21 protein-coding genes are annotated in these 25,416 nt (G+C 61.3%); 6 read left to right on the forward strand and 15 right to left on the reverse strand.

Translation table 11 applies throughout. The features are described from left to right. Window positions 1-8: 8 nt before the first annotated feature. On the reverse strand, window positions 9-1,205 hold the full coding sequence (locus tag JL2886_RS00545) for a cation:proton antiporter (protein WP_065270230.1): 1,197 nt from the start codon (window positions 1,203-1,205) through the stop codon (window positions 9-11). Window positions 1,206-1,220: 15 nt separating this feature from the next. Continuing rightward, on the reverse strand, window positions 1,221-3,695 hold the full coding sequence (locus tag JL2886_RS00550) for a penicillin acylase family protein (RefSeq protein ID WP_065270231.1): 2,475 nt from the start codon (window positions 3,693-3,695) through the stop codon (window positions 1,221-1,223). Window positions 3,696-3,778: 83 nt separating this feature from the next. Between JL2886_RS00550 and JL2886_RS00555 the strand changes: the two genes are divergently transcribed. Further along, complete coding sequence (locus JL2886_RS00555) at window positions 3,779-4,681, forward strand: NAD(P)-dependent oxidoreductase (protein ID WP_274832266.1); 903 nt, start codon at window positions 3,779-3,781, stop codon at window positions 4,679-4,681. Between the two features lie 99 nt (window positions 4,682-4,780). Here the strand turns inward: JL2886_RS00555 and JL2886_RS00560 are convergent, their stop codons facing one another. Beyond that, window positions 4,781-5,356 carry a YSC84-related protein gene (locus tag JL2886_RS00560; protein ID WP_065270233.1) on the reverse strand — a complete coding sequence of 192 codons (576 nt, stop codon included), beginning with the start codon at window positions 5,354-5,356 and terminating at the stop codon, window positions 4,781-4,783. 186 nt (window positions 5,357-5,542) lie between these two features. Beyond that, a complete protein-coding gene (gene hemB / locus JL2886_RS00565; protein ID WP_065270234.1) occupies window positions 5,543-6,541 on the reverse strand; it encodes a porphobilinogen synthase in 999 nt (332 codons plus the stop codon). Between the two features lie 169 nt (window positions 6,542-6,710). Here hemB and JL2886_RS00570 point away from each other — a divergent pair, with 169 nt between their 5' ends. Beyond that, window positions 6,711-7,235 carry a component of SufBCD complex gene (locus JL2886_RS00570; RefSeq protein ID WP_065270235.1) on the forward strand — a complete coding sequence of 175 codons (525 nt, stop codon included), beginning with the start codon at window positions 6,711-6,713 and terminating at the stop codon, window positions 7,233-7,235. A gap of 54 nt (window positions 7,236-7,289) precedes the next feature. After that, a complete protein-coding gene (gene mfd / locus JL2886_RS00575; protein WP_065270236.1) occupies window positions 7,290-10,751 on the forward strand; it encodes a transcription-repair coupling factor in 3,462 nt (1,153 codons plus the stop codon). Between the two features lie 27 nt (window positions 10,752-10,778). Here mfd and JL2886_RS00580 read toward each other — a convergent pair whose 3' ends face one another. From JL2886_RS00580 to JL2886_RS00600, 5 genes are all read right to left on the reverse strand, one after another. Continuing rightward, window positions 10,779-12,449: a hypothetical protein gene (locus JL2886_RS00580; RefSeq protein WP_065270237.1), complete on the reverse strand. Its 1,671-nt coding sequence runs from the start codon at window positions 12,447-12,449 to the stop codon at window positions 10,779-10,781. A gap of 124 nt (window positions 12,450-12,573) precedes the next feature. Beyond that, window positions 12,574-13,797, reverse strand: coding sequence for an MFS transporter (locus tag JL2886_RS00585; RefSeq protein ID WP_065270238.1), 1,224 nt, complete (start codon window positions 13,795-13,797; stop codon window positions 12,574-12,576). A 155-nt stretch (window positions 13,798-13,952) separates the two neighbouring features. Beyond that, window positions 13,953-14,330: a potassium channel family protein gene (locus JL2886_RS00590; RefSeq protein ID WP_065270239.1), complete on the reverse strand. Its 378-nt coding sequence runs from the start codon at window positions 14,328-14,330 to the stop codon at window positions 13,953-13,955. Beyond that, complete coding sequence (locus tag JL2886_RS00595) at window positions 14,330-14,998, reverse strand: DsbA family oxidoreductase (protein WP_065270240.1); 669 nt, start codon at window positions 14,996-14,998, stop codon at window positions 14,330-14,332. The genes JL2886_RS00590 and JL2886_RS00595 overlap by 1 nt, the downstream gene beginning before the upstream one ends. A gap of 3 nt (window positions 14,999-15,001) precedes the next feature. Then, entirely contained in the window at window positions 15,002-16,510 is a 1,509-nt protein-coding gene (locus JL2886_RS00600) for a class I adenylate-forming enzyme family protein (RefSeq protein ID WP_065270241.1), read from the reverse strand. A 64-nt stretch (window positions 16,511-16,574) separates the two neighbouring features. On the opposite strand from JL2886_RS00600, the gene JL2886_RS00605 reads away from it, so the two are divergent. Continuing rightward, a complete protein-coding gene (locus JL2886_RS00605) occupies window positions 16,575-17,198 on the forward strand; it encodes a helix-turn-helix domain-containing protein (protein WP_065270242.1) in 624 nt (207 codons plus the stop codon). A gap of 178 nt (window positions 17,199-17,376) precedes the next feature. Here the strand turns inward: JL2886_RS00605 and JL2886_RS00610 are convergent, their stop codons facing one another. Further along, complete coding sequence (locus tag JL2886_RS00610; RefSeq protein ID WP_065270243.1) at window positions 17,377-17,607, reverse strand: hypothetical protein; 231 nt, start codon at window positions 17,605-17,607, stop codon at window positions 17,377-17,379. 142 nt (window positions 17,608-17,749) lie between these two features. Further along, window positions 17,750-19,567, reverse strand: coding sequence for an extracellular solute-binding protein (locus JL2886_RS00615; protein ID WP_065270244.1), 1,818 nt, complete (start codon window positions 19,565-19,567; stop codon window positions 17,750-17,752). A 360-nt stretch (window positions 19,568-19,927) separates the two neighbouring features. Between JL2886_RS00615 and JL2886_RS00620 the strand changes: the two genes are divergently transcribed. Further along, a complete protein-coding gene (locus JL2886_RS00620) occupies window positions 19,928-20,701 on the forward strand; it encodes a 3-hydroxybutyrate dehydrogenase (RefSeq protein WP_065270245.1) in 774 nt (257 codons plus the stop codon). Window positions 20,702-20,791: 90 nt separating this feature from the next. Here the strand turns inward: JL2886_RS00620 and JL2886_RS00625 are convergent, their stop codons facing one another. From JL2886_RS00625 to JL2886_RS00640, 4 genes are all read right to left on the reverse strand, one after another. Then, window positions 20,792-21,484 (reverse strand): DUF502 domain-containing protein, encoded by a 693-nt coding sequence (locus JL2886_RS00625; protein WP_065270246.1) that lies wholly within the window; start codon window positions 21,482-21,484, stop codon window positions 20,792-20,794. 81 nt (window positions 21,485-21,565) lie between these two features. Further along, complete coding sequence (locus JL2886_RS00630) at window positions 21,566-22,480, reverse strand: pseudouridine-5'-phosphate glycosidase (RefSeq protein WP_065270247.1); 915 nt, start codon at window positions 22,478-22,480, stop codon at window positions 21,566-21,568. After that, the gene (locus tag JL2886_RS00635) at window positions 22,477-23,403 is read right to left on the reverse strand and encodes a PfkB family carbohydrate kinase (RefSeq protein WP_065270248.1); all 927 of its coding nucleotides are present in this window, start codon (window positions 23,401-23,403) and stop codon (window positions 22,477-22,479) included. The genes JL2886_RS00630 and JL2886_RS00635 overlap by 4 nt, the downstream gene beginning before the upstream one ends. 48 nt (window positions 23,404-23,451) lie before the next feature. After that, entirely contained in the window at window positions 23,452-24,252 is an 801-nt protein-coding gene (locus JL2886_RS00640; protein ID WP_065270249.1) for a DUF4198 domain-containing protein, read from the reverse strand. Between JL2886_RS00640 and JL2886_RS00645 the strand changes: the two genes are divergently transcribed. Further along, the gene (locus JL2886_RS00645; protein ID WP_065270250.1) at window positions 24,251-25,393 is read left to right on the forward strand and encodes a HupE/UreJ family protein; all 1,143 of its coding nucleotides are present in this window, start codon (window positions 24,251-24,253) and stop codon (window positions 25,391-25,393) included. The genes JL2886_RS00640 and JL2886_RS00645 overlap by 2 nt on opposite strands. The last annotated feature ends 23 nt before the right edge of the window (window positions 25,394-25,416 follow it).

Raw genomic sequence — 25,416 nt, forward strand, 5'->3', positions numbered from 1 at the left:
AGTAGCTGCTAGTGAGAATCCGGCGGCGTTGCACCGCTACGCGGTCGTGATTGCAGCGTGAGCGTGGCTGCAGCGACGATTGGCCCGATCAGTTCAAACCCCACCGTGGTTCCAATCGCCAGCGCCATGATCGACGGAGCGAATTCGGGGAACCGCTCGGCCGCGACCAGCGCCATGCCGATTGCCACCCCGGCTTGCGGCAGCATCGCGGCGCCGTAATAGGGCCGTTCGGTCGCCGGGGCGTGGGCCAGCATACCGCCGATCCAACCCCCAAAGATGCGCCCCAACACCCGGAGAACCGAATAGCCAAGGCCCGCCATGCCCAGCGTCGCCAGCGCCTCGGGGTCCAGCGTTGCACCGGCGAGTACGAAAAAGATGATCATGAAAGGCCATTCGAAATTGTGGATCTCGTGAAAGGCCCGAGTGTGGTGGCGGGCTAGATTTACGATCACTGCGCCGGCTGTCATGCCTGCGATCAGATAAGACAGCTCCAGCATCAGCGACAGTCCGGCGGTCAGGAAGATCAGGCCGAGCGCCTCGATCCGCAGCGGCTCCCCATCTGACAGCCGTCCGGTCAGCAGCGCACCAGGAATGCCGATGGCGATCCCCAGTCCTATCGATCCGACAACCTCCTGCGTGGCGATGATCAGCGTATCAACACCGTCACCAATACCGCTGATGAGATCAATCATCAGCAATGCGAGGCTGAAGGCGAACAGCCCCCATGTATCATCAATGGCGACCAAGCCTTTGAGAGTCTGCGTAAATCCCGTGTCTTGTCCGGATTGATCGATGACGTCATAGGTGGCGGCGGGATCGGTGGCCGTGGCCAGTGCGCCCAGCAGGATGGCCAGCGTCAGCGGCAGGCCCATGGCCCAAAGCCCGGTTGTGACGGCGACCTGACTGACGATAACGATGGACAGTGACACGACGACAACCACGCGGCCATGCTGGCGCAGGTTGGACATGGACAAGGCGCTGCCCAAGAGAACCGCAACCGCACTGAGCGCCACCACAGCAATCACCGGGTACAGTTCGGTAATGCTGTCCGGCAGCAAACCAAACCCGGAGTGACCGATCAGCAAGCCGCAGCCCAGAAGCAGGGTTACACGGGGCAGGCGCAACCGTCGCCCGATCCGGTCGGCCGCCAACCCGGCAAAGAACAGAAGACCAAAGATGATCAAAGTGACGGCTTGATCTTCCATCCAGGGGCTCTCTGTCTAGTTCCGGGGCAGGATACGGGTCACCCCGACTGCCGCCGCGCGGGCAAGATCCTCGTCCAGAGACATCGGAATATATTCACCCCGGCGCCACAACTGGGCCATGTCGTCATAGTGGCGCGAGAGGAAGTGTCCAGACTGGCCGGTCGAGGTAATAAAGACCGAACTGTCCGGATCGGCGAAATCATAGACGCCGCGGAACCCGGCGGCGTGGACATTCTGAAACGGCATCGGGCCTTCGCCAGAGGTGCGCCCGCGCTGCAGGGTGTTGTCGCCGCCACTGGTGGACTGGCGGATGTTCACAAAGAACCGCAGCACCGGCACCTCGCCCAGAACCTCGTGATCGTGGGTGGCTTGGTGGGCATCGCCCCAACGCAGCGATTCCAGCGCGGTGCCATAGCGTTCCTCGATCCAGATCAGCGCATCGTCCAGCGCCAGCCGTGCCATGTCGGTACAGGTTTCCCGCGGCGCGCTTTGCCGGACATCGCACCAGGCGGCAGCACCATCGATGTCGCGGTAGACCCGTTCGATGAACAGCGGGTCCACGTGTTTGTACTCTTCCGTCAGCGGTCCCAGATCATCGGTGATCAGCCGCGCTTGCAGCGCCCGGAGCCAGGCCGCATAGATCAACGGCTCCGGCAGGTGCTCATTCATTTCGCCGTTCCATTCAGACAGCAGGGTCAGCGCGGTGTGACGCTGGCGTTCGCGGCTGCCTTCGGGGGCGGCCTCGCCCGTGAACCACAGGTCTGCCCCTATCAGCGGCAGCAGGGCCCGGGCAGAGTAGGATACCGTATCAAGCTGCGCCTCAATGAAGCTGTCGCGCGTATGCACTTCGCGGTTCTGCATCAAGCGGCGCCAGCGGTTGATCCGCTGGGTGTCGCCCCAGTCGAAGGAGACATGGTTGGGAAAGGGGCGGTCCAGCAGCTTGTTATTGGTATTGCCCAGGATCCCGCCACGGGGACTGATGAATTCCGGGTTGGCAGCATAGGGAGCGCGGCCTTTCCAAATGTTTTCCCGGCGCCAGCCCTGGCTTGGCAGGCGGCCCTTGCTTTGATGGCGTGCATCGCGCTGGGGAATGGCGCCGATGGTCTTGAGGGCAATCGTTTCCTTATCCGCCAGCGTCAGGTTCTGCGAAGGTGCAATATAATCTTCGGCGACACGGATCGCTTCCCGGGCCGAGGCGCTGCGCATCAAAGCGATGGCGGCGCTGACCGAGGTATCTTCGCCCGACAAAGCCGTCCAGCCAAGGCTGACCACGTGACCCGGCGGGGTGATGGTGGCCAGAGAGAACATGGACCCCGGAAGAACCGGCCCGTTTTCGGTCCAGCGCAGGGTCAGGGTGACTGGCGGCGCGTCCTTGATGTTGATGATGGACCGGCGGGTAACGAAAGGCGTGTAACCCGTTGGACTTAAATATTCTTCGGGATTTTCGGCATTGATCTTTTCGATGAAGAGATCCTGATCATCCATGTAGGAAGAGGTGATCCCCCAGCCCAAGTCGTTTGAGCGTCCGGTGAGCACGGCAGGCAGCCCTGGTATGGTTCCGCCAATCACGCCGCCGGTCGCCAACTCCATCCGCGCCAGATACCAGATCCCGGGCGCGCTGAGGCCCAGATGTGGATCATTGGCCAGTAGGGTGCCGCCCGTGGCGGATCGACTGGGATCGGCAGCCCAGGCATTGGACGCGCCGCCAAGGCCGCGCGGCGCGAGCGGAAACAGGCGACTTTCCGGTTCGGGCGAAGAGGCGGCGATGCGCGGTACATCTGGGAACAGGCTCGCATATTCCGGCAGCGCGGCCGTGCCGGATCCCGGCGCATCGGGCAGGATATCAAACAGGCGTTCCGGATCGGCGAGCGCCAGAGAGGTGCGTGCACGCAGGATTTCCTCGCGCATATGGCCTGACAGTTTCAGCGCCATCAGTTTCATGATCGCGATACTGTCGGCAGGCTGCCATGGGGCCAGCGGCATATTAAACAGGAACATCTCCGGCGCGCCGCGTCCCAGCGCCTCTTCGTTGATCTCCTGCAGGCGGGCATTCACACCAGCGGAATAGGCGGTCAACGCGGCCATGGCTTCGGGTGTCTGAACCGCGACCGATTGTTGTGCCAGCCGGTAAAGATCAAGCCGCCGCACGAAAGTATCGACCTCAATGGTGCGGGTACCAAAGATCTCGGACAGACGTCCCTGCGCGGTGCGCCGCATTACAGCCATCTGCCACAAGCGGTCCTGCGCATGGGCATAGCCGAGGCCGAAAAACACGTCCTCGTCACTGGCACCGATGCTGCTGAAGATATGCGGCACATTGGCGTTGTCGCGGACTATCTCGACCGGGGCCGTGGGGCCGGGCAGGGCAATCGTCTTGTCATAATCGGGCAGAGACTGGGAGGCGAAATAGTAGGCCAGGACAACCGCAGCGAGCGACAGCAGAATCAAGGTGGCGGTCAGTCGCATCAGCCAGCGGAACAGGAGTGCCATATAAAGGTTTTTCCCTTTGTTTTCTGTGTTCAGCGGCCTGGCACGATTGCACCCCGCGCCGCCAGTGCTAGGGTAGCGTCAACATATGCCAAGAAAGCACAGGGGAAAAGCACATGGCAAAAGCTGCATTTCTGGGGTTGGGAGTTATGGGCTATCCGATGGCCGGACACCTGCAATCGGCGGGTCACGAGGTGACGGTCTATAACCGCACCGCCGCCAAGGCCGAGGCCTGGGTCAAGGAGCACGGCGGTGCCAGCGCGCCAACTCCGCGCGAGGCGGCTGCGGGCGCGGAATTCGTGATGTCCTGCGTTGGCAACGATGATGACCTGCGCTCGGTCTGCCTGGGGCCGGATGGCGCGTTTGCCGGGATGGCCAAGGGCGGCGTTTTTGTCGATCACACCACGGTCTCTGCCAGCGTCACGCGGGAGCTTTTCGAGGCGGCTGCCGAGCTGGGCATTTCCTTTGTAGATGCGCCGATTTCTGGCGGTCAGGCGGGCGCCGAGAATGGGGTTCTATCGGTGATGTGCGGTGGTGAAGCGGAGGCCTATGCCCGCGCGGAGCCCATCATCGACGCCTATGCCCGTATCTGCCGCCGGATTGGCGACAGCGGCGCCGGCCAGATGACCAAGATGTGCAACCAGATCGCAATCGCCGGGTTGGTGCAGGGGCTCGCGGAATCGCTGCATTTTGCAGAAAAGGCGGGGCTGGATGGCCGCGCCGTGGTCGAGGTAATCAGCCAGGGGGCGGCAGGCAGCTGGCAGATGGCAAACCGTTATGAGACCATGCTGGACGATCATTTCGAACATGGCTTTGCGGTGGACTGGATGCGCAAGGATCTGGGGATCTGTCTGGATGCCGCAGACGAAACCGGAGCCAGCCTGCCGGTGACCGCGCTGGTCGATCAGTTCTACAAGGACGTGCAGAAGATGGGCGGCGGGCGCTGGGATACCTCGTCCCTGTTCAAACGCCTGAAGTCAGCAGGTTAAGAGGAGCCCGTAACTACTTGAAATAAAAGGCGCGCCCGGAATGTGGCGCGCCTTTTTTATCTGCGGCTTCAGCGGAGAAATCAGCTGAGCCGTGTCCGATCAGGGAATGATGCGGGTGTATTTGGTGCCTTCCAGGGTGGCGCCAACACGCAGACCGGCCTGCGCGAAAACGGCCGCCAGGATCGGAGAGGTCAGGGTATTGGTGTCCGCCGCGACAGAGTTGCCATCGTCTTTGATCACATATTCAAGATCAGCGCCGGCTGCCCAACCCGAAGAGCGTCGGAACCCGGCCAGGGCATCGTCCGTCATGAAGAACAGCACATGGGCGTATTGCTGGGCGCCGATCTGCAACCCGGCGTTGCCCTTGACCGTGGAATAGTAATCGACCGTTACGCCATTGATGCGCAGCGCGCCGCGCCCATAGGCGCCGCCAATCAGGAAACCAGCCTCGGTAACCAACGGCATCACCAGCATGCCGGTCGATTTCTCGGCCAGCGTGATGGTGTTGGGGTATCGGCTGTACATCTGGTTGAGGGTGGCATCGACGCGGGCGTCGATAGTGGCGGCATTGTTGTTGCCAACGCCATTGCCACAGGCCGCAACCGCTCCGGTCCCGGCAAGAATGCCAAGAGTGAAGCCGCGGCGCGTCAAGCGGGGGGAAATATGTCTGCTCATGTGAAGTGTTGCCTGTCACGTTGTGGATAAAGGCCGGTTGTTCGGCTCTGGGCAGGATCATAGGCGGAAAAAAGCCCGCTGTCATCTACGACAACAGCGCCGCAGCCCGCCTGAGCGGCTTCCCGCAGGGCGTTCGTGTGGGGCTGGCAGTGTCCGTCGCCGGAAGTGATCCCGGACAGCGGTGGATCAGCCGTTCAGGATCCGTGCGGTTTCAGGCGCGAAATAGGTCAGAATACCGTCACAGCCTGCGCGTTTGAACGCGAGAAGGCTTTCCAGCATGACCTGTTCGCCATTGATCCAGCCATTCTGGGCGGCAGCCTGGATCATCGCGTATTCGCCAGAAACCTGATAGGCGAAGGTGGGCGTGCCAAAGGTGGTTTTGACCCGGTGGCAGATGTCCAGGTAGGCAATGCCGGGTTTGACCATGACCATATCTGCGCCTTCCTGCAGGTCGCGTTCGACCAGCCGCAGCGCCTCGTCCGAGTTGCCGGGGTCCATCTGATAGGTCTTCTTGTCGCCTTTGAGTGCGCCAGAGGCACCGACCGCGTCGCGGAACGGGCCGTAAAAGCCAGAGGCGTATTTGGCCGAATAGGACAGGATCGATACGTTGCGGTGGCCGCCCTGTTCCAGGCCGCTGCGCATGGCGGCGATCCGACCGTCCATCATGTCCGACGGACCGATGATGTCCGCACCGGCCTCGGCTTGCGCGAGGGTCATCTTCACCAGTGCCTCGACAGTTTCATCGTTGAGGATCTCACCATCGACGACAAAACCATCGTGACCGTTGATGTTATAGGGATCGAGCGCCACGTCGGTCATCACTGCGATCTCCGGCGCGACCGCCTTGATCGCGCGGATAGCACGGTTGCACAGGTTGTCGGGGTTCCAGGCCTCAGCGCAGTCTTCGGTCTTGAGCGCCGGATCGGTATAGGGAAAGAGGCAGATCGCCGGAATGCCAAGGGCCTGCGCCTCGACTGCCGCTTCGGCGATCTTGTCGACCGAACGGCGCACCACGCCGGGCATGGAGACCACCGGCTCCACGATTCCTTCACCATCGCGCACGAAAACCGGCCAGATCAGATCATCCGTGGTCAGGGTGTTCTCGCGGACCAACCCGCGGATCGCAGGGCTAACACGGGTACGGCGCAGGCGGGCGGCGGGAAAGGGGGCGACGGTCGGCTTCATCGTGGTCTCTCATCTCTCTGTGGCACGCCTGTGGGTCGCATGGAACCGCGCCCTCATGCAAGTGGCACAATCGCCGCGCTTGTGCGGGCCGTGTCTGCGGGGCTTGTGCCGGGGGCTTTGGCGGTGGATATAAGGCGGCGAATGCGAACAGACGGAAGAGGGCACGGGATTGGATCTGTTTCAGACATTGACCGAAATGATCGACCTGCGGTCTTTTTCCAACCTGTGGTACTGGATCGCGCTGGCGGTGATGTGGTCCACGGCCAGCCATTGGATCCTTGGGGTGCCCTTTGACATGGTGCACCGGGCCCGCAAGAACGGCGGCCAGAGCGCCGAGGATCTGGAGGATCTGGTGCGGATCAACGTAAACCGCATGCTCTATGTGGTTCAAATGGCGGGACTTTGGATCCTTGCGATCGCTTGCTTCGTGCTGTCGTCCCTGGCGACCTTGGGCTTTGGTCTTGACGTGGAATTCGCGCAGGCGGTGTTCCTGCTGCTGTTCCCGATGGCAACGGTGGGTCTGGTCAATCTGGCGACGGCGCGGTCGATCCGCCTGAATGAGCCGCAGGGAGATGCGCTCTACCGCAGACTTGCCACCTGCCGCTTTGCGATCCAGATCATCGGCATGATCTCCATCTTCGTTACCGCGATGTGGGGCATGTACCAGAATCTGCGGCTGGGCGTCTTTGGCTGAGCATCACCAGGGACCCAGAGCTGAAGAAACACAATGAAGAGGGAGACGCGCAGCATGGCGCAGCCTGCGATAACCATGGGCGGCGCGCCGGAAGGGTTCGATGCCCGGCTGGTGCTGAAAGAGGTCGAGACGTCCGGCGGTCCGGTTCTTCATGTGGCCCGCGATGACAAGCGGATGGAGGCGATGCGCGCCGCGCTGGCCTTCTTTGCGCCGGACATGCCGGTCTTTGTCTTTCCCGGCTGGGATTGTCTGCCCTATGACCGCGTCTCGCCCAACGCCGATATCTCCGCCGCGCGGATGGCGACGCTGGCGGCGCTGGTCCACCAGATGCCATCGCAGTTCATCCTGCTGACCACGCTCAACGCTGCCAGCCAGCGGGTGCCCGCGCGTGAGGTCCTGCGCGAAGCAGCCTTCAGCGCCCGGGTCGACCACCGGATCGATGAAACCGCGCTGCGGCAGTTCCTCGTCCGTATGGGCTTCACGCAAAGCCCGACGGTGATGGAGCCGGGCGACTACGCGATCCGGGGCGGCATCATCGATATCTTCCCGCCGGGCGACACCGGGCCGGTGCGGCTGGATCTGTTCGGTGACGTGCTGGATGGAGCGCGCCGGTTTGATCCGGTGACCCAGCGGACCACCGAAAAACTTGACCTGATTGAGCTGGCGCCGGTCTCCGAAGTGATCCTGGACGAGGCCGCCGTGACCCGGTTCCGGCAGAACTACCGCATCGAATTCGGCGCTGCGGGCACTGACGATCCGCTGTACGAGGCGGTCAGCGCCGGCCGCAAGCATCAGGGTATCGAACATTGGCTGCCGTTCTTCCACGAGAAGCTGGAAACCCTGTTTGACTACCTGCCGCAGGCCTCGGTCACGCTGGACGATCAGGTCACCGCATCGCGGCTGGCGCGCTGGGACAGTATCGCGGACCAGTATGAAACCCGCAAACTGGCGATGGCACAAAAGGGACGGCTGGACACGGTTTACAAACCCACGCCGCCGGGGCTGCTCTATCTCGACGACAGCGCCTGGGAGGACGCAACCAGCGCCCATCGCACCATCCAACTGCACCCGCTGGCGCAGGCCTCTGGCCCCGGTGTGGTGGATGCAGGCGGGCGGATCGGGCGGGATTTCGCGCCCGAACGTCAGTTGGAAAACGTCAGTCTTTTTGGCGCCTTGGCCGCCCATATTCAAGAGCGGATGCAAAAAGGCCCGGTCGTGGTTGCCTCATACTCCGAAGGTGCGCGGGAACGTCTGACCGGGTTGATCGAAGACGAAGGTTTGGCCGAGGCGATCCCGGTCATGGACGGCACCCGGATCGGAAAATCCGGGCTGCATCTGGCGGTCTGGGCGCTGGAACACGGGTTCGAAGCGCCGGACATGACGGTGATCTCCGAGCAGGACGTGCTGGGCGACAGGCTGATCCGCTCGCCCAAGAAACGCCGCAAGGCCGAGAATTTCCTGACCGAGGCGCAATCGCTGTCGCCGGGGGATCTGGTGGTGCATGTCGACCACGGCATTGGTCGCTATCAGGGGATGGAGGTCATCACCGCCGCCGGTGCGGCCCACGAATGCCTGCTGCTGGAATATGCCGAAGAGGCCAAGCTGTACCTGCCGGTCGAGAATATCGAACTGCTGAGCAAATATGGCCATGATGAGGGGCTTCTTGACCGGCTGGGCGGCGGTGCTTGGCAGGCGAAGAAGGCCAAGCTGAAAGAGCGCATTCGGGAGATGGCCGACCGGCTGATCCGGATCGCGGCCGAACGGGCGCTGCGCAAGGCGCCGATCATGGATCCGCCGCCGCACGCTTGGGAGGAATTCTCGGCCCGTTTCCCCTATCAGGAAACCGACGATCAGCTGCGCGCCATCGAGGACGTGATGGCGGATATGACCTCGGGCCAGCCAATGGACCGGTTGATTTGCGGCGATGTCGGCTTTGGCAAGACCGAGGTCGCGATGCGCGCGGCCTTTGTCGCGGCGATGTCCGGCGTGCAGGTCGCGGTGATCGCGCCGACAACCCTGCTGGCGCGTCAGCACGCGGCCTCGTTCGCCGAACGGTTCCGGGGTTTCCCTTTGGAAGTCAGACAGTTGTCGCGCTTTGTTACGGCAAAGGATGCCGCCAAAACGCGCGAAGGGATGGCCAAGGGCACCGTTGATATCGTGATCGGCACCCACGCACTGTTGGCCAAGGGTATCAAGTTTCAAAACCTTGGCCTGCTGATCATCGACGAAGAGCAGCATTTCGGCGTCGGCCATAAGGAACGCCTGAAGCAGCTGCGCAGCGACATTCACGTGCTGACCCTGACCGCAACGCCGATCCCGCGGACCCTGCAGCTGAGCCTGACGGGCGTGCGGGATCTGTCGATCATCGGCACGCCGCCGGTGGACCGGCTGGCGATCCGCACCTATGTCAGCGAATTCGACGCTGTCACCATCCGCGAAGGGTTGCTGCGGGAACATTATCGCGGCGGACAAAGCTTTTACGTGGTACCGCGGATTTCAGACCTCGCCGAGGTCGAGGAATTCCTCAAGGAGCAACTGCCCGAGCTGACCTATGTGGTGGCGCATGGTCAGATGGCGGCCGGGGAACTGGATGACCGGATGAATGCCTTCTACGACGGCAAATTCGACATCCTTCTGGCGACAACCATCGTGGAATCGGGCCTCGACATTCCGACGGCAAACACCATGGTGGTGCACCGGGCCGATATGTTCGGTCTGGCGCAGCTTTATCAGATCCGGGGCCGGGTGGGCCGTTCGAAAACCCGTGCCTATGCTTACCTGACCACCAAGCCGCGCGTGCGCCTGACCGCGACGGCTGAAAAACGGCTCAAGGTGCTCGGTTCGCTCGACACTCTGGGCGCCGGATTTACCCTTGCCAGTCAGGATCTTGATATCCGCGGCGCTGGGAACCTGCTGGGCGAGGAACAATCGGGCCAGATGCGCGATGTGGGCTACGAGCTGTACCAATCCATGCTGGAAGAGGCGATTGCCAAGATCAAGGCCGGGGAGTTGGAGGGCCTTTCCGAGGGCGACGATCAGTGGGCGCCGCAGATCAATCTGGGCGTGCCGGTGCTGATCCCCGAGGACTACGTGCCCGACCTTGATGTGCGCCTTGGCCTCTATCGCCGCCTCTCGGGCCTCACGACCAAGGTCGAGCTGGAAGGGTTCGCGGCAGAACTGATCGACCGGTTCGGCAAACTGCCGAAAGAGGTCAACACCTTGATGCTGGTGGTGCGGATCAAGGCGATGTGCAAACGCGCGGGCATCGCCAAGCTGGACGCCGGTCCCAAGGGCGCAACCCTGCAGTTCCACAATGACAAATTCGCCTCCCCTCAGGGGCTGGTCGAATTCATCGAGGATCAGAAGGGCCTGGCCAAGGTCAAGGACAACAAGATCGTCGTGCGTCGCGACTGGAAGAAGGACAGCGACAAGATCAAGGGCGCCTTTGCCATCGCCCGCGACCTGGCCGAAAAGGTGGTCGCGGAGAAGAAAAAAGCCAAGGCAAAGCAGGGCTAGGCCTTCAGCGCGCAGGGATGGTGCGGGTCAGGCGCAACAGTCCTGCGGCGCCATCGCCACCTGCGCGCAGCCGCAGGAGGCCATGATCCCGTCCGAACGCGCCTGCGCCAGATCCAGCTTCTGGCGAATGTGGTCGATTTCCACGGTTTCCCCACGCGCCGCGAGGCAGTCGTGCAACCCTTTGAGGCTCCAGACGTTGTCGGGATGGATCGACGCCCGCGACAGGGTGCCATCCAGTCCCAGATCGGCGCGATAGACGGCCTCTGCCTCCGCCACATGGCCTTGCTCTAGCAGCAGCGCCCCCAGCGCGTGGCGGGTCGGCTGCATCCAGCCCCAGGGTTCATCATAGGGCAGGTTGTCATCCAGATCGACCGAGCAGCGCAGGTGGCCATAGGCGATATCAAAGTTGCCCTTGCGGTATTCAATCTCACCGCGCAGCATTTCCCGCGCGATTTCAAGAAGATCGACAACGCGGTTGTTGTGCATCAGACGGGTCTCCGGCACCCGGTCCTTGGCCACAAGGAACAGCGCTTCCTCGGCCTCAGCCTCAGCCACGCGGCCCGTCGCAGCATAGCCAAGGGCACGGGCATAATGGGTAGTGGCTGTCAGAGTACGGAACAACTCCTGGTCCTCTGGCAGTTCCAGCGCGATCGCCTCGTCCCAACGGCCGAACCGGATCAGGATATGAGGATGCATGGCCATGTAGCTTTCGAAGTAATCCGCCATTGGCGGGCTTTCGATCCGTAGCATTTCAATCGGCGTGGTGTCCCACAGCCCCTGATTTGCACGTAGGGCTGGCTCGATTTGTCCAAGGAAAAGAGCACCATAGATCACGAAGTGATAATCGTGCTGCCGATAGCCGGTGTAGATATTATAGGCGCCTTCGCGTTCGTAGTATTTTAGGTCTGCTTCGATCGCCTTCTGGTTCCAATAGACCACATCCTGATAATTGCCGCAGAGCACGTCGATATGGGTGGGCATATGCACCAGATGCCCGGCATCGGGCACCAGATCGCGCAGCACATCACCCGCCTTCAGCGCCTTTTCCGGGGTCGGCGACATTTCCATCAGGTGCACATAAAGATGCAGCAGGCCGGGATGGGTCATGGCTCCGGGCAGGCTATCAAAGGCGTCTTCCAGAACCTGTTGCGCTTCTTTCGTTGCCGCGCCTTCTGCCGGAAGGCCGGTTTTCAGATCCCACATCTTCCAGGGCGTGAGGTTCAAGAGGCTTTCGACATAGACGCAGCGCAGGTCCAGATTGTCCGGCACCTCGGCAAAGGCCGCGCGCATGCTGTTGGCAAAATCATGGTCCCATGCGTGCATGTCATCAACGGGTGTGCGCTGCGGATAGCGGGCGGTCAGGGCGTTGATCAGGGCGCACTCGGCCGGGGTGCAGCCCTTTGCGTGGGCCAGAGCGGACTGCGTCGCATCATAGGCGGTCGCCAGCGCTTCAGCCCGGGTGGCGGGGTCGTGCAGCTCCCACGGCATGTTATAGTTGGGGCCGGATGCATAGGCGAGGCCCCAATGCGCCATGGCGCAACCCGGATCCTCGGCCAGCGCGCGGCGAAAACAGGTGGCTGCCTCCTGATGGTTATAGCCATAGGTCCAGATCAGACCGCGATCAAACCACAGCTGCGCCTTGGCGCTGCCGGTGGTCACGGGACAGGAATAGGTCCCGAGATCATAATAGAAATCCATGAAAACACCCCTTCAAGCTTATGAAGAGGTTAGGGTTTTCAGGCTTGCCGGGCAAGCGGCGTGTCCCCGGCGCGACGCGGCAGCAGTGCAGTTGCGCAATCTGCTGGCAGGCGGTGGTGCGGGGTTAAACCGCAGGCAGGCGTGCTTCTACTCGCGCCATATGCAGCATGACGAGAAACCCGAGGAAAGCCATGATCAGAATGCCTGCGGTCAGCGGAAGCAGCGATCCGTCGAACAACAGCCCGACCGGTGCGGCGATGGCTGCGGCAACTACTGTGGAGATTGCCCCCATGACCGAGGCAGCCATACCCGCGATATGGCCCATCGGCTCCATCCCCATGGCGTTGAGATTGCCAAGGGTAACGCCGGCCATGAAGAACACGCTGGTCTGCCAGATCACAAACAGGCCAAAGGCAACGGAGTTGTCCAGCGGCATGCTTTCCAAGACCAGCATGGCCGATGCCAGACCGATCTGGGAGGCCAGCGCCCAGGTCACCATGCGGCGCATCCCCAGACGCACCACCAGTACAGCATTCAGGAGGCTGCCCGTCCCGGCCACCAGCGCAACGCCGAAGAACCAGTAAGGGAAGCTTTCGGCGCGGTCAAAGACCACGTCATAGGCCGGTTGAACCAGGGTGATCATGGTAAACAGCATGCCAAGGCACAGGCATTGGGCGATGATCGACAGGCGGACGGTGGGGTGGGTCACCATCTCCTTCAGTGCTGCAGCCATCAGCGCCGGGCGCACCGGGCGGCGGTCTTGCCGCTCCAGCGTTTCGGGCAGGCGCACGCCCATCCAAAGTGCGATGATGAGAGCAAAGGCCGCAAAGGCAGCAAAGATGCCGCGCCAGCTGGAAAAGGCAATGATGACGGAGCCCAGCATCGGCGCAACCGCCGGAACGAGGGTGAAGATCATCATGGCGATGGAGACAACCCGCGCCATCTCACGGCCCGAATAGAGATCCCGCACCACGGCCATGGCGACAACGCGCGGTCCGGCTGCGCCAAGCCCCATGGTGACCCGCGCCAAAAGCGCCAGTTCCAGGGATTGCGCGGCCCAGGCCGCAGCCGCCGAGATGATGTAGAGAATGACGCCGCCAAAAATGACGGGCTTGCGGCCAAAGGCGTCAGAGATCGGGCCAGTAAAGAAGGTGCCGATACCCATGCCCAGAACAAAAGAGGTGATGATCAGCTGCGCCCGATTTATGTTGTCGGGGCTGAGCGTTGCGCCAATTTCCGGCAGTGCCGGCAGCATGGCGTCGATGGAAAAGGCGATGGTAGCAAACATCATCGCGATCAAGGCGATAAATTCACCTTTCGACATCGGGTTTGAAACGGATTTTGACATAGATAACCTCATGCGGCGCTTCAGAAGGAACCGGAAATCGGATCCAATCCGGGCGCCGCTGAAAGGCCGCTACCATGATTTTAAAAAAGGCACCAGTAGATCGCCTGCACAGGACTCTGTGCATCAATGCGATGGTCAGAATTGCGGCAGGGTCGTCACTGTCGCGCAGGCGACGTGGGCGGATCGGGACACTCATCCTCGTTGGCCGCAGTGGTCGGATCTTCGCGGTGGTGGCGACCGAAATGGGCGATCAGCCACTCGCTGTGTTCTTCGCGTTTTTGGATCTGGTAGAGCGCGAACTCCCGGATCGCCAGGGCAAAGACCCCAAGGCCGCTGAAGATCAGGATGATCGTGCCAATCTTCCCGGCCGCCGTCACGGGAACAAAGTTCCCGTAACCCACGGTGGAAATGGTCACGACCGTAAAGAACAGGCTGTCCAGCCAGTTCCACCCCTCGGCGTAATGAAAAAACACTGTACTGAAAACGACGATACCGATGAGGGTGGCAAAGATACTGGACCGCTTAATCTGCATTATTCATCCTTTGGTCCGGCTTCCAACTGGGACATGATGTCGGCGATCACCTGCTTCCACAGTTCGGGCGGCTGGGCACCGGGCACGGCGTGCTGGTTGGCCACCACGAAGGTCGGGACCGAGTTCACGCCCATCTTGCGCGAATGCGCATCGCGGGACTGGATCGCCTCGATGTCGTTCTCGGTCTCCAGCAGTTTCAGCATGACATCGCGTTCCATGCCAATCTCTTGGGCAATGTCAGCCAGGATTTCGGGATCACCAATATCGAGGCCTTTGACGAAATAGGCTTCGAACAGGGTATCCACGGCGGCGGTTTGTTTACCTTCGGTGCCTGCCCAATGGATCAGCCGATGCGCGTTGAGCGTATTGGGCGTGCGCTTCATGCCTTCGAAATCGATCGACAGTCCGGCCTGTTCAGCATGTTCCACGATGGGGGCATAGGCCCGCACCGCGCCTTCCTTGCCGCCAAACTTCGCCTCAAGATAGGCGCGCCGGTCCATACCTTCGCGGGGCATGTCGGGGTTCAGCTGGAAGGGGTGCCATTCGATCACAAAAGGATGGTCGGGAATCTCGGCCAAGGCTTTGTCCAGATGCGTCTTACCGATATAGCACCAGGGGCAGATCGGGTCCGAAAGAATGTCGAGCTTGACCGAAGGAAGGCTGGTCATGGGTTATCCTTTGAAATAGGCCGGCAGCGCGCGCCTCAGTAGTTTTCCGTTTGCGCCAGTCGGCAGGGCCTCAAGATACACATAGGCGCGCGGTTGTTTGTAACGCGCCAGGCAGTCCGTGGCAAAATCCCGCAGGTCGGCTTCGGGGATCTCTTGCGGGCCGGTGTAGAAGGCCACGATAATATGTGTGTCTTCCTTGACTTCAACCGATGTCACCCCGACTTGCACAATCCCGTGATGAGCGGCAAGCGTGGTCTCGACCTCGATGGGCGAGACGCGGAAACCACCAGCGTTCATCATGTCATCGGCGCGCCCCAGATAGGTGATCTGGCCGTCGGCCGCCATGGCGCCCTGATCGCCGGTCAGGAACCAGTCTCCCTGCATGCGCGCCTCGGTTTCATCGGGGGCGTTCAGATAGCCCAGCATCAGACCGGGGTCCGACCGGTGCACGGCGATGGTACCTTCGGCGCCGCGCGGTACTGGCCCGTCTGGACCAAGGATCGCAACCCGGCGTCCTTCCTGCGGCTGGCCAAGCGCATCGCCGCGCGCCGGGTGTGCCGGGCTGGAAGAAATGAAGGTCGAACATTCGGACATGCCGTAGGCCTCAAAAAGGGCCCGGCCGGTTCGATCGCTCCAAAGCTCGGAGAGGTGGCGCGAGAGCTTTTCACCGGCACAAAGGCCATGGCGCAGATCCGGCAGGTCAAGAGTGCAATTTGAGTTAAGGATTTTTCGATAAACGCCGGGTGCAGCAGCAAAAATGCTGGCGTGGTGGTCGCGCAGAAGTGCCGGGATTGCCTCGGGCGGTGTGTCGGGATCAGGGATCAGCGCGGTTGCGCCAATGCTCCACGGATCCATCAATCCGGTGCCCAAGGTGAAGGTCCAGTTGAAGGCGCCGGCGTGCAGCAGGCGGTCGTGTTCTGAAAGGTCGTACCAGTCCCGCACCATCATTTGCCGCGCCCATATCGCGCGGGGGGCATGAGCGACGGCGCGGGGTGATCCGCTGGTGCCGGAGGTATAGACCACATAGGCCAGACGGTCGGGATCCCCCATGTCATACTCGCAGGGAGGAAGGTCGCGCATCGCGGTCAGTTCAGGCAGGATGATTTCGCGCGGGTGATCGGCGCAGGCGACCGACGGGTCGCGCAGAACTGCGGCCACGTCGAGTTCCGCAATCATCTTGGCGGTTTCCGGTGCGGTTAGCTGCGAGGAGGTCGGGACGGGTACCAGACCAGCCGCAATCGCGCCAAGATAGGCCAGCGGGAAATCGACCGTATTGCCAAGCCGCATCATCACAATGTCGCCAGGGCGCAGACCCGCCGCCAACAGCCCCGTGCCAGTGCCGCGCACCGCGGCCTCCAGCTGGGCATAGGTCCATTTCTGGCTTTGATCGCGGCCAAGGACCTCCAACGCAGGTTTTTGAGGGCGGTCGGGTGCGAAACGCAGTACATGGGCGGCCATGTTGAAAGGCGCCGGGCAGGGGGCAAACGGCCCATTGTCGAAAACTGATATCATGGATCTTCGCTAGCGTGACACGTCCCGCGTTGCAAGCTGCCGTGCTGCGGCCTATAGAAACAGCATGACTGGCCGCGACCCCAAAACCCTTATCACCATTGCCCGCTCTGGCGGCGAAGACACGCAGGCAGAACCGCTGGACCTTGGCGCCCGCGTGCGGGAATTGCGCAAGGCGCGGGACTGGACGCTGGAACACGCGGCCAATCAAGCGGGGCTGGCCCGTTCGACCCTGTCAAAGATCGAAAACGGCCAGATGTCCCCGACTTATGACGCCCTGAAAAAGCTGGCCGTCGGGCTGGAAATTTCAGTACCGCAGCTGTTCACCCCGCCGCAGCGCGATCAGGTGAACGGGCGGATGACAGTGACAAAATCCGGTGAAGGATCGCATCAGGCGACGGCCACCTATGAGCACGAACTGCTCGCCGATGGTTTGACCCGCAAGCAGATGCTGCCGTACCGGGCCCGGGTCCGGGCGCGCTCGATGGATGAGTTTGACGGCTGGGTACGGCACGACGGCGAGGAATTCCTCTATGTGCTGACCGGGGTGATCATGCTTTATACCGAGTTTTACGAGCCGGTTGAAATGCGCCGGGGCGACAGCGCCTATTACGATGGTGCCATGGGGCACAACGTGATCTCGCTCAGTCCGGATGATGCGACCATTCTGTGGGTCACGTCCCTGGTCTGAAGGCCGCAGTGAAGTACTGCTGGCAACGCCCTGAATTTTTACGATTTTATTTTTTGAGGGATGGCGCCCAGGAATTTTCGCGCATCACCGTATGACCCGCGCTACGGGCATTTCAGCCCACAGCGGTCACAGCGGCTGTAGTCCCCACCCCAATGCGATGACCAAAGGAACACGGCGCTCAGATCGCATCGCGTTCCAACTCTTCATGCAGCTTTTCCCAAAACAGGAAGTCGTCGGCCTCTTCCTGCGCCTCGGTGAGCGTCAGGTGATGCGACTGGGCCAGGTAAGCAACGAACCCGTCCTTGTCGCCGATCGGACAGGGAGCATACCGGCGTTGAAGATACGGAAACCGCTGTTTGGCGCGGGGAAAGCGGACCGCCCAGCTGGCCGAAGCAGAGAAACATGACATTTCGAGTACCCCGTGAAAACAACAACAATACGGTATTATGGTAGCAAATATGTCAAAAAAGAAAACAATTGGATCATGAAGATCTTCACGATCACGCGAAACCGCTGTGATCAACGCCTAGTGGTTGCGGCGCCGTGCCCAATTACTCTGGTTGATACCACCAAACGTCGGGGAAGAAGCCGGTGCGATCACCATATATTGGAAGGCTCTCGGGATGGGCCAGTTGCCGCTTATGGGCAATGCGCCCTTTGTCGTATTGCCAGATTGGGATCACATAGCGTCCCGCCGTCAGTACACGGTCCAGTGCCCGTACCGCAGCGGTGAAGTCATCCGTGCTCTTTGAGGTCAGCAGCCGGTCAATCATCGCTTCGGCGGCGGGGCTGTCGATGCCCATCAGGTTGCGGCTGCCCGGTTGGTTGACCCCGGCGCGCCCCCAATAGAGTTTCTGTTCGTTGCCGGGACTGAGCGACAGATCGCGGCGGAACCGGGTCAGGTCGAAATCGAACTCGGACTGGCGCGCCACATATTGCGCATTATCAACAAGCTCTGGCGTGATAGTGATGCCCAGACGATCCAGCGCGCGGGCGTAGATCTCGACAATGGTCTTCATCTCTGCATCACCCTGGCGCAGCAGCACCGACAAGGTCAGCACCTGACCGTCGGCATTCTTTAACACGCCGTCCTGCACCGTCCATCCAGCCTCGGCCAGAAGTCCAACCGCGCGGCGCAGGTTCCTGCGGTTGCGTTTGGTGCCATCGCTGGTGGGCAGGGCATAGCCTTCCAACGTGCCGGGCAGCAGGCTGTCGGCATAGGGCTGGAGCAGTGCGCGCACCTCATCAGGCGCGGGACCGTCCCGCATGCCAAGGGTGGAGTTGGAGAAATAAGAGGTGATCCGCGGCTGGATACCGCCGGTGACGGTGCCGTTGATATATTCGAAATTGAAGGCAAGGATCAGCGCCTCTCGCACGCGCCAGTCACCCAGCGGTGCGCGGCGTGTGTTCATCGCCAGTCCGGTCATGCCGGATGGGCGCTGATGCGGGATCTCGCTTTTGACCACGTCGCCGTCGGTCACAGCCGGGAAGTCATAGGCGCTATTCCATTTGTCGGCGTTGAATTCGCGATAGGCGCTCAGCTCTCCGGCCTTGAAGGCCTCGAACAGCACCGTCTGATCGCCAAAGAAATCTATGCGGAGCTCGTCAAAGTTATGCATGCCCCGGCGCAGCGGTAGATCCGCGCCCCAGTAGTCGGGATTGCGGGAAAGGGTTACAAACCGGCCCGGCTCGAAATCGGACACCACATAGGCACCGGTGCCTATGGGCGCCTCGCTGAGGCCAGAGGCCGCGAAATCCTTGCCTTCCCATTGCGCCTTTTTAAGGATCGGGCGCATACCGGCGATCAGCGCCAGCTCCCGGTCTTCGGTATTGAAGGTAATCTTCAGGCTGCGTGGGCCGGTCTGTTCAATCCCCGCCACCTTGGACCAGAATCCGCGATAGCGCAGGTGACCTTCGGTGCCGAGCGTTTCATAGGACCAAAGCACATCCTCGACCGTGACAGGGCTGCCATCGGAAAACCGCGCCTCGGGGCGCAGGGTGAACTCCACCCAGGAGCGATCCTCGGGTACGTTGATCGATTCGGCCAGCAAGCCATAAAGGGTAAAGGGTTCATCCCAGGAGCGGCCCATCAGGCTTTCGTATCCCCAGAACCGCAGTTGCCAGGGCGGGGTGCCTTTTTGCGCAAATGGATTGAGCGTATCAAAGCCGCCGGTGTTGCCGACAACCAGCTTGCCGCCCTTCGGCGCCTCGGGGTTGGCATAGGGCAGCGCCGTGAAGCCAGCGTCCAGCGTTGGTTCGCCATACATTGCAATGCCATGGGCTGATTCTGCGGCTGCAAAACTGGCACTGAGAGAAAGCCCGATTCCCATCACAAGGGATCTGGCGGCGGAGAAATATTCTGACCTCACTTTGTCAACAATCCCATTCTGCCCTTATTTTCTTGAGCCTTCACGGTAGAGGCGCGTCTTTGTCTTTTCAAACTTTTAGCTTGGATGAAAGCACGAAATTGCGTATAAAGGGGTCACTGCTCGATAGGTTTCTTGCCTGTATGAAACCTGCCTCAATAACTTAACGCCCGCTTCGTGCGGGCGTTTTTTTTGGTGAAATCGTGTGGTTTTCGATGGCAAATAGCTTGGGAGAGTACGGCGGAAGCGCTGTGTATTTCGGCCGTCCTGGATGAACAAGTCAGTAGTCCTACGCGTTTTCTTTGCCCCGGTCACGTGGCAGAATGCCGCGCAACTCAACTCAGCTCAAAGGACACCTGAGATATGACACTGAAGGGCAAAACGGCGGTGATTACCGGATCAAATTCGGGCATCGGCCTTGGCGTTGCGCGCGAGATGGCGCGCGCCGGTGCGGATGTGGTTCTGAACTCGTTCACCGACAGGGACGAAGACCACGCGCTGGCCGAAGAGATCGCCAAGGAGTTCTCGGTCAATGCCCGCTACATTCAGGCGGATATGTCCAAAGGCGAAGACTGCCGCGGCCTGATCGACAAGGCGGGTAGCTGCGATATTCTGATCAACAATGCCGGGATCCAGCACGTCGCCCCGATTGATGAGTTCCCGCTGGACAAATGGGATGCGATCATCGCGATCAACCTCAACTCGGCCTTTCACACCACCGCAGCGGCGCTGCCCAAGATGCGCGCAGCGGGCTGGGGCCGGGTGGTCAATATCGCCTCTGCCCATGGTCTGACCGCCTCGCCCTATAAATCGGCCTATGTGGCGGCCAAGCACGGCGTGGTCGGTATGACCAAGACTGTGGCGCTGGAAACCGCTGAAGAGCCGATCACCGCCAATGCGATCTGCCCGGGGTACGTGCTGACACCGCTGGTCGAGGCGCAGATCCCGGACACCATGGAGAAATACAACATGGGCCGCGAGGAGGTGATCAAGAAGGTCATGCTGGAGCGTCAGCCCTCGCGCGAATTCGCCACGGTTGAGCAACTTGGCGGTACGGCTGTCTTCCTGTGCTCGGATGCGGCTGCGCAGATCACCGGCACCACGATCAGCGTCGATGGTGGCTGGACCGCTCTGTAAGCGGTATGGGAAAAGGAATGGAGTGGCAGCGAGATAGCTGCCGCTCTTAATGCCGACATTGCAGGCTAAAGCACGAAAAAGCCTAAGTCGTCAGCCTTTGGCCCCGTCGGCGGGCGGCTGCGTCGGATCCTTGGGGTTCGGGTAGACCAGTCCGGCGGAAATCACCAGTTTCGCTGCATCCTCGACCGACATGTCGAGAACGGTCACATCCTCTTCTGGCACAAACAACAGGAACCCGGAGGTCGGGTTGGGTGTTGTCGGGATGAAGACGCTCATCAAACCGCCGGATGTTTCGGCCCGCTGGGCAATCTCACCCTTCGCCTTGGTCGAGACAAAAGCGATCGCCCAAACGCCCTTGCGCGGATACTGGATCAGACAGGCGGTATCAAAGCTGCTTTCGGACTGAGCGAATACGGTTTCCGAGATCTGCTTGATTCCGGAATAAACCGAGCGGATCACCGGCATCCGGTCCACCAGGTTCTCCGCGAACCCGATCAGCGAACGGCCGATGATGCCTTTTGCAATCCAGCCGACGATGATGGTGAACAACAGGAAGATAATCAGCCCGACGCCGCGCAGGTTGATGCCGATATATTGCTCGGGCCGCATGGTATGCGGCACCAGGGGCAGAACCACTCCGTCAATCCAGCCCATCACGGTCCAGAGCAGCCAGAGTGTCAGCCCCACCGGCGCGATCACGACGATACCGGTCAGAAAGGAAGAGCGCAGTCGCGCGAACAGGCCGGGACGGCGGTGGGGTTCTTGATCAAATGGAGTGGTCATGGGCGCATTCACGATGACAGATGCGGGGAACCTAGGCACTGTTCAGCAGAACGGCAATGGCCGCGCTGCCGAATTACCATATCAGCCCGCGATTGCGTTCAATTCCTGAGCAATAGCCGCGGCAAGACGGGCGTTGTTGCGCACAAGCGCGATATTGGCCACCAGCGAGCGTCCTTCGGTCAGATCAAAGATGCGCTGCAGCAGGAAGGGTGTCACCCCCTTGCCGGAAATACCCTGTGCATCGGCCTCGGATTGGGCCTGTGCGATGATCGGAGCCAGTTCCTCGGCCGGGATCTGTGCCTCGGTCGGGATCGGGTTCGCTACCAACTGCCCGCCGTTGAGCCCCATGGCCTGGCGCATGGCATGGGCGCTGGCGATCTCCTTGGCTGTGTCCATACGGAGCGGGGCATTGAGATCGGATTGCCCCGACCAGAAGGCGGGGAAGCTGTCCTGACCATAAGAAATCACCGGAACCCCTTGGGTTTCCAGAACTTCCAGCGTTTTCGGTATGTCCAGAATCGCCTTGGCGCCAGCCGCAACGACAGTCACCGGGGTTTGCGCCAGCTCCATCAGGTCGGCGGAGATGTCAAAACTGGTTTCGGCGCCCTTGTGGACACCACCGATGCCGCCGGTGGCAAAGACGGAAATCCCCGCCAGCCGGGCAGCGATCATGGTGGCGGCCACGGTGGTCGCTCCGGTGCCGCCACTGGCGGTGCAGGCAGCGATATCCGCGCGCGACACCTTCGCGACGTCTTTCGCCTGACCCAGTGCCTGCAGCTCATCCGCTTCTAGGCCTACGTACAGCTTGCCGTTCATCACCGCCATGGTCGCCGGAACCGCGCCCGCATCGCGAATGTCCTGTTCGACCTGTGCGGCGGTTTCCACGTTTTGCGGATAAGGCATGCCGTGGGTGATGATGGTGCTTTCAAGCGCAACAATGGCGCGACCGGCAGCGCGGGCCTCGGTCACTTCTTGGGAATACTTGATGGGAATCACAGCGGAGGCTCTCCTGAAACATATGTGGCTGCGGCGGCCAAGGCCGATGTCAGCGCCTTTTCGGGCGGCTCGCCGCGGGTCTCGGCGGCGATATGCGCCGCCATGAAAGTGTCGCCAGCGCCGGTGACGCGGGCCACGGTGACCTGCGGCGGCTCCAGCGTAAAGGTATTGTGTGCGTCCGCTTTGGTGGCCGATCGGCTGCCGTCGGTGACAAGAATCCGCGCGGCGCCGCGCTCCAGCAGGGCGGCTGCGGCGGTTTCGCTATCTGCAAAGGTGGCCTGGCAGAGCAAACCGGCCTCTTCGAGGTTGACGTAAAGCGTGCCCCGGCTGCGCATGAGGAAAGGCCGCAACCGTTCTGCCTTGCCCGGAGAGGCAGGCGCCACCCGCAGGTCGGCATTGGCAAAGGCGGGGCTGGCGGCGATGTCGTCCAGCAGGGACAGGGTCAGGTTGCCATCCAGCGCAACCGACCCGGCATAGGGCGCGGTTTCCGAGCCAAGGGTGCCATCCAGTAGCGGGCGCAGGATCTTATCCCCTGCGGCCTCAAGCGAATGAGCATCGGCAATCGCCGCGATCAGCCCGTTGGCGCCTTCGACCGCCATATACTGGTCGGTCGGTAGATCTTCGGAGCGGTAGACATGCGCTGTATCAAGCCCGAGGTGACCACAGGCGGCGATCAGCTCATCCCCTTCGGCATCCTTGCCAATCGCGCTCAGCAGCGCGGGGTTCAGGCCAAAGCGGGCGAGGGTCATGGCGATATTCATCGCAACGCCGCCGGGCAGGCGGGTGATCCGCCCCGGCATGTCAGATCCGCGCTGCATGTCAGAGGAGCAGCGGCCAATCACGTCCCACAGCACCGATCCGATGCAGAGAATCTGGGCAGGAGCAGGTTGGGCCATGGGGGTATCGGAACGGGGCGATGTCATGGCTCTCTCTTGCCGCCTTTCACGCGCCCCCGCAAGCGGCTTTGCAACCTATGGCACCGCAAAGGTCAGCGCAGCCCAAAGCGTTTCCCATATCGCGCCGGTTTCCGGATCGGACGGGCGCAGCACAACAGCGTCCAGAAGATAGGTATGGCCGGGCTTTACCGGGATATCGGCGCGTCCCTCTGTATCTGTCTGGGTCAGGGTGATGGACACGCTGTCATCCGGCGCGCGTTCGAAGATTTCGACCTGCGCGGCTGCGCGCGGTTTTTGCTGATAGAACAGCTGAACCGGTAGTGTGTCACCCTTGAACGTATAGGGGTTTTCCAGTGCAACAAACTCCGTCTCCAAGCCACTTTCCCGGTCCGATCCGGCGCCGCTGCCGACGGCAATCAGGGATTTCGCGTGCCTGCTGTAGCGTTCGGTGAAACCATCCACCGGCAGGCCGCGCCCCTCGTGCCGGGCGCGGATATCGGCAAATCCCTTATGCTCGGCGAAGGCGTCGAATTTTTCCCATGTTTCATAGGTCAACGTCTCAGGCATCGTTTCATGCACCAGCGTCAGCAGACCGTCCCGTTCGGCGGTCACTGTCAGGGCCGGTAAATCGCCCATGCGCCCCTCGTAAGGGGTGGCGGTGTCACCGGTGATTACCTCGGAGCGTTTGGTGCGAGTTTTGAAATAGGGCAGCCGAAAGCCCTTGAACTCTTGCCCGTTCAGCAATTGTGCTGGGAGTTCCTCTCCGGATTCAACTTGATAATTCTGCGGTTCGATCCAAAACTCATGGGACAGGGCCGGTTCCGCCAGCCTGAAAGAGAATGCAAAAACGAGTAGACAGGCCAGGTGATTTTTCATGACGAATTCTTTGTTGCTGCGTGGGATGAAGGTGGCATGCCTCTGCCTGCTGTCAAGTCTGGGCTTTTGGGGCGCCGAGCGCGCCCTAGCCCATGAGGTGACACCGGCCATTGGTGATTTCACAATTGAGGACAACACGTTACATCTATCTCTTCGCCTGAATGCAGAAGCATTTGTCGCCGGTATTGATCTGGACACACATCAGGACACCGAAACGGCGGACCAGGCGGGCGACTACGATCTGTTGCGCGCCATGCCACCTGGGGAACTGGGGCCGATGCTGCGGCTGTTTGCAGAGGACTGGCTGAAAACCCTTGAAGTCGAGGCAGGTCGCCCGGTGCCGCTGCTGGTGGATGAGGTACGCGTTGCACCGGCTGGTGACGTCGAACTGCCCCGCGAGAGTGTGCTGTCCCTTTCGGGGGAGCTACCGCCGCTTGCCTCGGCGCTGACGATCCGCTGGCCAGAAGGGGCAGGCGCCGTGGTGCTGCGCCAGAACGGGGTCGAGGAGCCGTTTACCGGATATATTCAGGGTGGTGAGAGTACCGGACCCATCGCCATCAGCGGCGGATCGGCCCTATCCCCGGCCGAAGCCTTTACCAGCTATATCCCGGTAGGTTTTGACCATATCCTGCCAAAAGGTTTGGATCACATCCTGTTTGTCCTGGGGCTATTCTTCCTCAGCACGCGTCTTAAGCCGCTTTTGTGGCAGGTCAGCGCCTTTACCGTCGCCCACACCATCACGCTGGCTTGCGGCGCGCTGGGGCTGGTGACTGTGAACCCGGCGGTGGTGGAGCCGCTGATTGCGGCCTCGATCGTCTTTGTCGCGGTTGAGAACATCTTTGCCCGGCGGCTGCACAGCTGGCGCACGGTGGTGATCTTTGGTTTTGGCCTGTTGCACGGGCTGGGCTTTGCCAGCGTACTGGGGGAATTTGGCCTGCCGCAGGCGCAGTTCATTCCGGCGCTGATCGGGTTCAATGTCGGGGTTGAACTGGGGCAGCTGACGGTGATCGCGCTGGCCTATCTGCTGGTCGGCTACTGGTTTGGCGGCCATCCGAAATACCGCGGCCGCGTCGCCATTCCAGCCTCCGTCACGATTGCGCTGATCGGCAGCTACTGGTTCGTGGAACGTGTCTGGCTCTGATCGTGTTTCCATCGCCCCGCAGC

The sequence above is a fragment of the Phaeobacter gallaeciensis genome (assembly GCF_001678945.1).
Taxonomy (GTDB): domain Bacteria; phylum Pseudomonadota; class Alphaproteobacteria; order Rhodobacterales; family Rhodobacteraceae; genus Phycobacter; species Phycobacter gallaeciensis_A.

Excerpts from the sequence above, each read along its gene's own strand:
- JL2886_RS00605 (WP_065270242.1), top strand. The coding sequence starts at position 16,575 with ATGACTGGCCGCGACCCCAAAACCCTTATCACCATTGCCCGCTCTGGC.
- mfd (WP_065270236.1), top strand. The coding sequence starts at position 7,290 with ATGGCGCAGCCTGCGATAACCATGGGCGGCGCGCCGGAAGGGTTCGAT.
- JL2886_RS00595 (WP_065270240.1), bottom strand. The coding sequence starts at position 14,998 with ATGACCAGCCTTCCTTCGGTCAAGCTCGACATTCTTTCGGACCCGATC.
- JL2886_RS00600 (WP_065270241.1), bottom strand. The coding sequence starts at position 16,510 with ATGATATCAGTTTTCGACAATGGGCCGTTTGCCCCCTGCCCGGCGCCT.
- JL2886_RS00645 (WP_065270250.1), top strand. The coding sequence starts at position 24,251 with ATGACGAATTCTTTGTTGCTGCGTGGGATGAAGGTGGCATGCCTCTGC.
- JL2886_RS00640 (WP_065270249.1), bottom strand. The coding sequence starts at position 24,252 with ATGAAAAATCACCTGGCCTGTCTACTCGTTTTTGCATTCTCTTTCAGG.
- hemB (WP_065270234.1), bottom strand. The coding sequence starts at position 6,541 with ATGAAGCCGACCGTCGCCCCCTTTCCCGCCGCCCGCCTGCGCCGTACC.
- JL2886_RS00585 (WP_065270238.1), bottom strand. The coding sequence starts at position 13,797 with ATGTCAAAATCCGTTTCAAACCCGATGTCGAAAGGTGAATTTATCGCC.
- JL2886_RS00560 (WP_065270233.1), bottom strand. The coding sequence starts at position 5,356 with ATGAGCAGACATATTTCCCCCCGCTTGACGCGCCGCGGCTTCACTCTT.
- JL2886_RS00580 (WP_065270237.1), bottom strand. The coding sequence starts at position 12,449 with ATGGATTTCTATTATGATCTCGGGACCTATTCCTGTCCCGTGACCACC.
- JL2886_RS00625 (WP_065270246.1), bottom strand. The coding sequence starts at position 21,484 with ATGACCACTCCATTTGATCAAGAACCCCACCGCCGTCCCGGCCTGTTC.
- JL2886_RS00590 (WP_065270239.1), bottom strand. The coding sequence starts at position 14,330 with ATGCAGATTAAGCGGTCCAGTATCTTTGCCACCCTCATCGGTATCGTC.
- JL2886_RS00635 (WP_065270248.1), bottom strand. The coding sequence starts at position 23,403 with ATGACATCGCCCCGTTCCGATACCCCCATGGCCCAACCTGCTCCTGCC.
- JL2886_RS00545 (WP_065270230.1), bottom strand. The coding sequence starts at position 1,205 with ATGGAAGATCAAGCCGTCACTTTGATCATCTTTGGTCTTCTGTTCTTT.
- JL2886_RS00620 (WP_065270245.1), top strand. The coding sequence starts at position 19,928 with ATGACACTGAAGGGCAAAACGGCGGTGATTACCGGATCAAATTCGGGC.
- JL2886_RS00550 (WP_065270231.1), bottom strand. The coding sequence starts at position 3,695 with ATGGCACTCCTGTTCCGCTGGCTGATGCGACTGACCGCCACCTTGATT.
- JL2886_RS00610 (WP_065270243.1), bottom strand. The coding sequence starts at position 17,607 with ATGTCATGTTTCTCTGCTTCGGCCAGCTGGGCGGTCCGCTTTCCCCGC.